The organism is Nonomuraea antimicrobica (genome assembly GCF_039536965.1).
Taxonomy (GTDB): Bacteria; Actinomycetota; Actinomycetes; order Streptosporangiales; family Streptosporangiaceae; genus Nonomuraea; species Nonomuraea antimicrobica.
In genome coordinates, this window is the sequence record NZ_BAAAZP010000079.1 from 1 (window position 1) to 974 (window position 974).

Annotated in this window: 1 protein-coding gene; it reads left to right on the forward strand. The window is 68.7% G+C overall.

Annotated elements, in window-relative coordinates:
• Positions 1-974 (forward strand): acyltransferase domain-containing protein (locus tag ABD844_RS20835; protein ID WP_344880154.1); only part of this gene is annotated, 974 nt, incomplete at both ends.

Sequence of the window (974 nt, forward strand, 5' to 3'; positions counted from 1 at the left end):
CGCACTCACCGCCCAAGCCACCCGCCTCACCCAACACCTCCACAACAACCCCCACCACACCCTCCACGACATCGGCCTAGCCACCAGCACCACCCGCGCCCACCACGACCACCGCACCGTCATCCTCGCCCACACCACCAACGAACTCCACCAAGCCCTCCACCACCTCACCAACCCCAACAACACCCCCACCAACCCTCCAACACCCACCCCAACCACCAACCCTCCAACACCCACCCCAACCCCAACCCCCGCCACAGCCCCCAGCGACTCCAACACCCCCGGCAGCTCCGGCAGCTCCAACGACTCCAGCAGCCCCAGCACCCCCGACAGTTCTGGCGACTCCAACAGCCCCAGCCCTCCCGGCAGTTCTGGCGGCTCCCGCACTCCCGGCGGCTCCAGCGGCGTCGGCGGTTCCGGCACTCCCGGCGGCTCCCGCAGCTCCCGCAGCTCCCGCACCCCCGGTGGCGGCACTGGTCCTCGCGTCATCACCGGCCGGCCCAAAGAAGGCAAAATCGCGTTCCTGTACTCAGGACAAGGATCACAACGACCCGGCATGGGCCGCGAGCTCTACAACACCTTCCCCGCCTTCGCCCACGCCCTCGACGAAATATGCGCCCACCTCGACCCCCACCTCGACCACCCCCTCCAACACATCATGTGGGCCCAACCCGACACCCCCCACGCCCACCTCCTCAACACCACCACCTACACCCAACCCGCCCTCTTCGCCCTCCAAACCGCCCAAACCCGCCTCCTCAACCACTGGGGAATCCACCCCCACACCCTCGCCGGCCACTCCATCGGCGAAATCACCGCCGCCCACATCGCCGGCACCCTCACCCTCCCCGACGCCGCCACCCTCATCACCACCCGCGCCCACCTCATGAACACCCTCCCCCCCGGCGCCATGACCGCCATCCAAGCCACCCCCCAAGAACTCCAACCCCACCTCGACCACCACAACCACCCCC